The sequence below is a fragment of the Sodalinema sp. genome, assembly GCF_046483825.1.
GTDB lineage: Bacteria > Cyanobacteriota > Cyanobacteriia > Cyanobacteriales > Geitlerinemataceae > Sodalinema.
The window spans coordinates 1-5,518 of sequence record NZ_JAWOCL010000235.1; the positions used below are offsets into that span (position 1 = coordinate 1).

Consider the following 5,518-nt stretch of genomic DNA (forward strand, 5'->3'; position numbering starts at 1 on the left):
ATGACTCGGCAACCTACTGAAAATCAACCCCTGGCGATCGCCGCACGAGTCACCCGCTTGGAAATCGAACTCACTCACATTAAACAAGTCTTAGCCACCGTCACCTCACCACAACAACCCTGGTGGGAACGCATTGCTGGGAGTCACGCTAATGACCCCACCTTTGAAGCGGTGATTCAACTCGGACAAGAATGGCGCAAAACTGCCGAATAAACTCAGCCAAATCCGATGTATATTCTCGATACTGATCATCTGAGTCTCATTCAACGCAATGGTGAAACCAACGGATTTTGGCAAAAATAGCAACCGTTGAGAATATTCAAGTTGCCGTCACGGTCATTACTTATGAAGAAAAAATCAGAGGAAGACTCAATTTTCTGTCCCAAGCGAAAACAGTTTAGCAACAAATTATCGCTTATGAAGGACTGCAAAAAAAGGCAAAGGACTATTGTTTTATCCCCCTTTTACCCTTCGATTATCCTGCGGCAGTCGAGCATCAACGCCTCGGCAAAACCTACCCTCGTTTAGGCAATATGGACTTGAAAATTGCGGCGATCGCTCTGGTTCAAAATGCCACCCTCCTAACGTGCAACCAGTCTGATTTTGGCATTATCCAAGAACTCTCCATCGAAAACTGGTCAATCAACGGTTCTGGAATCAGGGATAAATAAGCCTGCGATCGCGATTCATCCATAGCCACGCACCCAGTCATCCACCTCACGCATCTTGTACGGTAGCCATAACAGGCATATTCCCCTGGATTGAGTTATCCTAGAATAGAGACTGAACCTTAAAAAGCGAGACGTCGGCAATGGGTACTATGGATAATTCCCCAATCCAGGATAGAGAATCAGCGGCTCCAATGTCTGTAACAGATTTACAGAGTCAACTGAATGATTTACTCAAGCAACTATCCCCTGAGCGATTACGGGTTCTGGCTGATTTTGCCGCTTATTTGGCTAATGCTGAAAGCGAGAGTGCAACCCAAGAACTCTTAGAAATTCCGGGATTGCTAGAGCGAGTTAAGCAAAATCACGCAACCCCGAAGAACCAGTACACAAGTTGGAGAAACCTCCGCTCTGATGTCTGATGTAGGGGCGAAAAATTTTTCGCCCCTACTCCATCCTGATGCCCAAAACGTTTACATTAATGCCGAAAAAGCCTTAGCCAAGAAAATTTCTCGATGTTTACAACAGTTAGAGCAAACTCCGCGATCGCACCCGAATATCAAAGCTCTGAAAGGAGACTATGCAGGCTATTACCGCTATCGTATAGGTGACTACAGGGTCATCTATACGATAGATGATAAATTAGTCCAAGTGTTTGTCATCGCGATCGCCCATCGCCGTGAATCTTATGAGCGGTGAGAATGAGTTGATAAGCTTAGTGATCGGCAAAACCCCTCATCCACCAACTCCAGATGACCGTTGATGATTTGCAGTGCTTCCCCCGGACAGTTGAGGAGTTCTGGAATCAGGGAGAGATAAGCCTGCACTCGTTGTTCATCCATAGCCGCGCATCGGGTAGGGGATAGACCCCCATTTTACCCCATTCCCAAACCTCAGAAACCGGGTTTCTTTGTTAAATCTTTGTGAAGGAATCGAGATGCGGCTAGAAATACGGTTTCTTTTCCAGCGGCTCAAAACTCAGTTTTCTCTGACAAGATGGGTTATAATCATCCTGAGACTCCAACTCATCTGAAAACTCAACCCTGACCATGACTCGGCAACCTACTGAAAATCAACCCCTGGCGATCGCCGCACGAGTCACCCGCTTGAAAAATGAATCGCACTGGTGGTTTAATGCTATCAGTAATTTAAGTTAAGATCAAACCCTTAATTACTCCTATCATCTTGATTAAAATGACTCGAAAAATCAACCTTGAACTTCCCGACGATCTGAGCCAACGTTTAGAATCCAAAGCTCAAATTATCAACCTCTCTTTAGAAGCAATGATCTTAAAATCATTAGAGGACTTAGCTACCCAACCTGATGATCCAATTGCCGCACTGATTGGCACATTAAGCGCTGAAAATAACGATATTGCATCTCGCCACGACGACTATATTGGCGAAGCCATTTATTCACGGGAGTTGCCCAGTGAATAATAGTGTATTTGTTGATACTTCTGGCTGGGCCAACTTATTTATCAAAACTGAATCGGCTCATCAGTATGCAGTAGAATGGTTTACTCAAGCTAGACAACAAAAATACTTAATGGTGACAAGTAACTAGATTGTCCTTGAACTTGTAGCATTGCTCAATAGTCCACTTAGAGTTCCTCGCCCCAAATTTTTCAATATATTGATGCGATTCAATCTGCTCCTTATTTGCAACTCGTTCGCGTCAATCAGCAGATTGAAAATGCCGCATGGGAACTTTTAAAACAGCGGTTAGATAAAAATTGGTCACTGGTTGATGCCACATCATTTATAATCATGCAACAATTAGAAATTACCAACGCTCTAACTAGCGATCATCATTTCGATCAAGCGGGTTTTGTTCGTCTTCTTAAATCCTAGAGCGCTGTTTATCCATAGCCTATAGCAATCCTAAATGATTTATAACATCTTCTTCTCCCCTCTCCCCTTCTGGGAGAGGGGTCCGCCATCGTGAGGGTCTTCCACAACTGATTTAGGATCGCTATAGCACCGGGTAGGGGACTATGACCCCAATTTTACCCCATTCCCAAACTTCAGAAACCCGGTTTCTTTGTTAAATCTTTGTGAAGCAACACCAGAGGCTGCTAGAAACCCGGTTTCTTTGACCCCCACCCGCTGTTTTAGAGATTTGATGCAGAATTCGGCTACAGTCGGTTAAAATAGATGCCATCCAACCCATTGAATCACCCCCCTTATGGCACTGACCCGAATCACCCCAGAGGGAACCGCAACGATTCCCCCAGAAATTATTGACTGGCTGCAATTAAAACCGGGCGATCGCATTAATATCGCCATTTCTCCTGATGGCAAAGTCTATTTAGAACCCGCCCCAAAAGCGGCTCAAATTGATGTTCGTCCCTTATCCGGTTGTCTCTACAAACCAGACAGAAAACCCGTTTCTCTAGGGGAAATGGAACCGGCAAGCCTATTTTAGATAGGACTTACGCAGCGACTCTATATATGAGGTTGTGGTGCGTTACGCTTCGCTAACACACCCTACCAATAGCGTTTTCGCCTAATTCCTGCCATAAACTCTCTTAAATACCAATATTTTCACATTTGAAAATTCCGATAATATCGCTTGGGCAATTCATCAAATGAAGTTGGGAAATGCTGATTTTTCTGATTATTTGATTGTTCGCATCAATCAACAGGCTGGCTGTGATGAAACCGCTCTAAGTCTATCCCCTCGACAAGAATGCGATCGCGAAACCCATCAAACGTCTCTAAAACCCCCTCGGATTTTGCCGACAGAATTTGACCAACAGGTTGGTCTGCCCATGACTCGCATTTTGCTATAATGGGGACTTGTTTTTCAATCATCTGCATTACCTGTGAAACTTCCTCAAAAATTGATGCTGCTCGGTTCCGGTGAACTGGGGAAAGAAGTTGTCATCGCCGCGCAACGGTTAGGAAATACTGTGATTGCGGTCGATCGCTATGCGAATGCACCGGCGATGCAGGTGGCGGATATCGCTGAAGTGGTGTCGATGCAGGATGGGGATGCGTTGGAACGGTTGGTGAAACGCCATCAACCGGATTATGTGGTTCCCGAAATTGAAGCCATCCGCACCAGTAAGTTACTGGACTTAGAACGACAGGGGTTTCGCGTTATTCCCACAGCGGCGGCCACCAACTACACCATGAACCGCGATCGCATCCGGGAATTGGCCCACAGCGAGTTAGGCGTGCGCACTCCTCGCTACGGCTACGCCAATGATTTAGCCAGTTTAGAGTCCATTTCCCAAGACTTAGGATTTCCCAACGTGGTCAAACCCGTGATGTCCTCCTCCGGGAAAGGTCAATCAGTGGTTCGCTCTCCCGAGGAAGTGGCTGAAGCCTGGGAGTACGCCATGACGGGATCTCGCGGTGAGAGTGAGCGGGTGATTGTGGAGGAGTTTATTAACTTTGAGGTGGAAATTACCCTCTTAACTCTGCGTCAGTGGAATGGAACCACCCTGTTTTGTCCCCCCATTGGCCATCGTCAAGAACGAGGCGATTATCAGGAATCTTGGCAGCCAGTGGGATTGTCGGAGGCGAAAATTACCCAGGCCCAGGAGATGGCGAAAACCGTGACTTCGGCGTTAGGGGGTGCGGGAATTTTTGGGGTTGAGTTTTTTGTGACTCAAGATGAGGTGATTTTCTCCGAGTTGTCCCCTCGTCCCCATGATACGGGGATGGTGACGATGATCTCGCAGAATCTCAATGAGTTTGAATTACATCTGCGGGCAATTTTAGGTCTCCCCATTCCCAAGATTGAGGTGTTGTCGCCGGGGGCCAGTACGGTGATTTTGAGCGATCGCCATTCGGATACAGTGTTTTATGAAGGAGTCGACGAGGCTCTGGCTGAAGCCGATGTGGAGATTCGCCTCTTTGGCAAGGAAACCGCTCGTCCCTATCGTCGCATGGGGGTGGCCCTGGCGAAAGGGGACACCATTGAGCAGGCCCGTCAGAAGGCCAGCCGAGCCGCCGCTCAAGTCCGGTTAAGTTATGTAGATAAAGAATAGTGGACACTTGAAGTCGGACAAGTAAATACAGGGTAATTGTCTTAGGGATTGAGTTCTTCCAAGATTTATTGTCCTGGTTAATCTGTCTTTTTTCGGAGTGGGTGGCGGCTCTGGGGTCGGGTTTGCTAGAATGTTGATGTAAAGTTCAACACTTGCGGGGGAAGGAATTATGACTCGGACTTGTACTGCCACTACGCCTCAGCGTCGTCGTCTCCGCCAAGCTGCTGCATCGAGTAATCGCTATCTCAATGCCGTGATTCACCAGTTCGGGGGTTCGGATGCGGTGACGATTCAGGGAAAGGAACGCAACACCTATCGGGTTGTCGCCGAGTTGAACAATGTGGCGATTCGGGGAACGATGGCCCATGTGACTCAAATGTTGGAGGATGTACGTCAAACCCGTGCGGCGTACAGTGATGAGGAGTTACGACGGATGACGGAGTTGGAGTTACGGGAGGCTCGGCTGCTGCGGGAGATGCAGCCTCAGGGTCATTTGGACATCATTCGCGTGGTGTCTGAGGTGATTGAGAGTTGCCGAGATTTGGCGTTACATTAATTAAATCATTGGGGGTGTGAGGAGGTCATGTCCCTCGTTCCTCGTGACCTGGCTCCAGCCAGGTCATGTCCCTCGTTCCTCGTGACCTGGCTCCAGCCAGGTCATGTCCCTGGGGAGGCTCTGCCTCCCGAGGACAGGCGGCAGAGCCGCCCAGAGTCCGTATATACGCAACCGGACCCAACTCCGGAACGACCCGCGAGTACGCCTGGCGGGCGAACCGAAAGCGATCCCACGCTCGCGTTCGGAGGCTGCCCGCGTCGCTATCTGCGCCGGGTCGATCGTCGTTTGGAAGC

At 48.2% G+C, this 5,518-nt stretch carries 11 protein-coding genes; 10 read left to right on the top strand and 1 reads right to left on the bottom strand.

Annotation, left to right across the window (positions count from 1 at the left end; translation table 11 throughout):
- From R6U67_RS15170 to R6U67_RS15185, 4 genes are all read left to right on the top strand, one after another.
- A partial coding sequence (locus R6U67_RS15170; RefSeq protein ID WP_410253329.1) for a hypothetical protein occupies positions 1 to 213 on the top strand: 213 nt, incomplete at its 5' end.
- Between the two features lie 320 nt (positions 214 to 533).
- On the top strand, positions 534 to 671 hold the full coding sequence (locus R6U67_RS15175) for a type II toxin-antitoxin system VapC family toxin (RefSeq protein ID WP_286186855.1): 138 nt from the start codon (positions 534 to 536) through the stop codon (positions 669 to 671).
- A 191-nt stretch (positions 672 to 862) separates the two neighbouring features.
- Entirely contained in the window at positions 863 to 1,090 is a 228-nt protein-coding gene (locus tag R6U67_RS15180; protein ID WP_223304052.1) for a hypothetical protein, read from the top strand.
- Complete coding sequence (locus tag R6U67_RS15185) at positions 1,083 to 1,367, top strand: type II toxin-antitoxin system RelE family toxin (protein ID WP_410253330.1); 285 nt, start codon at positions 1,083 to 1,085, stop codon at positions 1,365 to 1,367. Before R6U67_RS15180 ends, R6U67_RS15185 begins: the two co-directional genes overlap by 8 nt.
- Here the strand turns inward: R6U67_RS15185 and R6U67_RS15190 are convergent.
- On the bottom strand, positions 1,355 to 1,510 hold the full coding sequence (locus R6U67_RS15190; protein ID WP_170191554.1) for a hypothetical protein: 156 nt from the start codon (positions 1,508 to 1,510) through the stop codon (positions 1,355 to 1,357). The genes R6U67_RS15185 and R6U67_RS15190 overlap by 13 nt on opposite strands.
- A 352-nt stretch (positions 1,511 to 1,862) precedes the next feature.
- On the opposite strand from R6U67_RS15190, the gene R6U67_RS15195 reads away from it, so the two are divergent.
- The 6 genes from R6U67_RS15195 (at position 1,863) to R6U67_RS15220 (ending at position 5,225) form a co-directional block, all read left to right on the top strand.
- Positions 1,863 to 2,108 carry a hypothetical protein gene (locus tag R6U67_RS15195; RefSeq protein ID WP_006668555.1) on the top strand — a complete coding sequence of 82 codons (246 nt, stop codon included), beginning with the start codon at positions 1,863 to 1,865 and terminating at the stop codon, positions 2,106 to 2,108.
- Between the two features lie 222 nt (positions 2,109 to 2,330).
- On the top strand, positions 2,331 to 2,522 hold the full coding sequence (locus R6U67_RS15200; protein ID WP_410253331.1) for a type II toxin-antitoxin system VapC family toxin: 192 nt from the start codon (positions 2,331 to 2,333) through the stop codon (positions 2,520 to 2,522).
- Positions 2,523 to 2,856: 334 nt separating this feature from the next.
- Positions 2,857 to 3,096, top strand: a complete 240-nt coding sequence (locus tag R6U67_RS15205; protein ID WP_410253332.1) for an AbrB/MazE/SpoVT family DNA-binding domain-containing protein — start codon at positions 2,857 to 2,859, stop codon at positions 3,094 to 3,096.
- A 163-nt stretch (positions 3,097 to 3,259) separates the two neighbouring features.
- Positions 3,260 to 3,463 (top strand): hypothetical protein, encoded by a 204-nt coding sequence (locus tag R6U67_RS15210; protein WP_410253333.1) that lies wholly within the window; start codon positions 3,260 to 3,262, stop codon positions 3,461 to 3,463.
- A gap of 54 nt (positions 3,464 to 3,517) precedes the next feature.
- Positions 3,518 to 4,669, top strand: coding sequence for a formate-dependent phosphoribosylglycinamide formyltransferase (gene purT / locus R6U67_RS15215; RefSeq protein ID WP_410253335.1), 1,152 nt, complete (start codon positions 3,518 to 3,520; stop codon positions 4,667 to 4,669).
- A gap of 169 nt (positions 4,670 to 4,838) precedes the next feature.
- Positions 4,839 to 5,225 (top strand): hypothetical protein, encoded by a 387-nt coding sequence (locus tag R6U67_RS15220; protein ID WP_410253334.1) that lies wholly within the window; start codon positions 4,839 to 4,841, stop codon positions 5,223 to 5,225.
- Positions 5,226 to 5,518: the final 293 nt, after the last annotated feature.

What these genes read in the sequence shown, in the direction of transcription:
- R6U67_RS15175 (WP_286186855.1), top strand. Translation starts at nt 534, where the DNA reads ATGGACTTGAAAATTGCGGCGATCGCTCTGGTTCAAAATGCCACCCTC.
- R6U67_RS15205 (WP_410253332.1), top strand. Translation starts at nt 2,857, where the DNA reads ATGGCACTGACCCGAATCACCCCAGAGGGAACCGCAACGATTCCCCCA.
- R6U67_RS15190 (WP_170191554.1), bottom strand. Translation starts at nt 1,510, where the DNA reads ATGGATGAACAACGAGTGCAGGCTTATCTCTCCCTGATTCCAGAACTC.
- R6U67_RS15195 (WP_006668555.1), top strand. Translation starts at nt 1,863, where the DNA reads ATGACTCGAAAAATCAACCTTGAACTTCCCGACGATCTGAGCCAACGT.
- purT (WP_410253335.1), top strand. Translation starts at nt 3,518, where the DNA reads ATGCTGCTCGGTTCCGGTGAACTGGGGAAAGAAGTTGTCATCGCCGCG.
- R6U67_RS15210 (WP_410253333.1), top strand. Translation starts at nt 3,260, where the DNA reads ATGAAGTTGGGAAATGCTGATTTTTCTGATTATTTGATTGTTCGCATC.
- R6U67_RS15185 (WP_410253330.1), top strand. Translation starts at nt 1,083, where the DNA reads ATGTCTGATGTAGGGGCGAAAAATTTTTCGCCCCTACTCCATCCTGAT.
- R6U67_RS15180 (WP_223304052.1), top strand. Translation starts at nt 863, where the DNA reads ATGTCTGTAACAGATTTACAGAGTCAACTGAATGATTTACTCAAGCAA.
- R6U67_RS15220 (WP_410253334.1), top strand. Translation starts at nt 4,839, where the DNA reads ATGACTCGGACTTGTACTGCCACTACGCCTCAGCGTCGTCGTCTCCGC.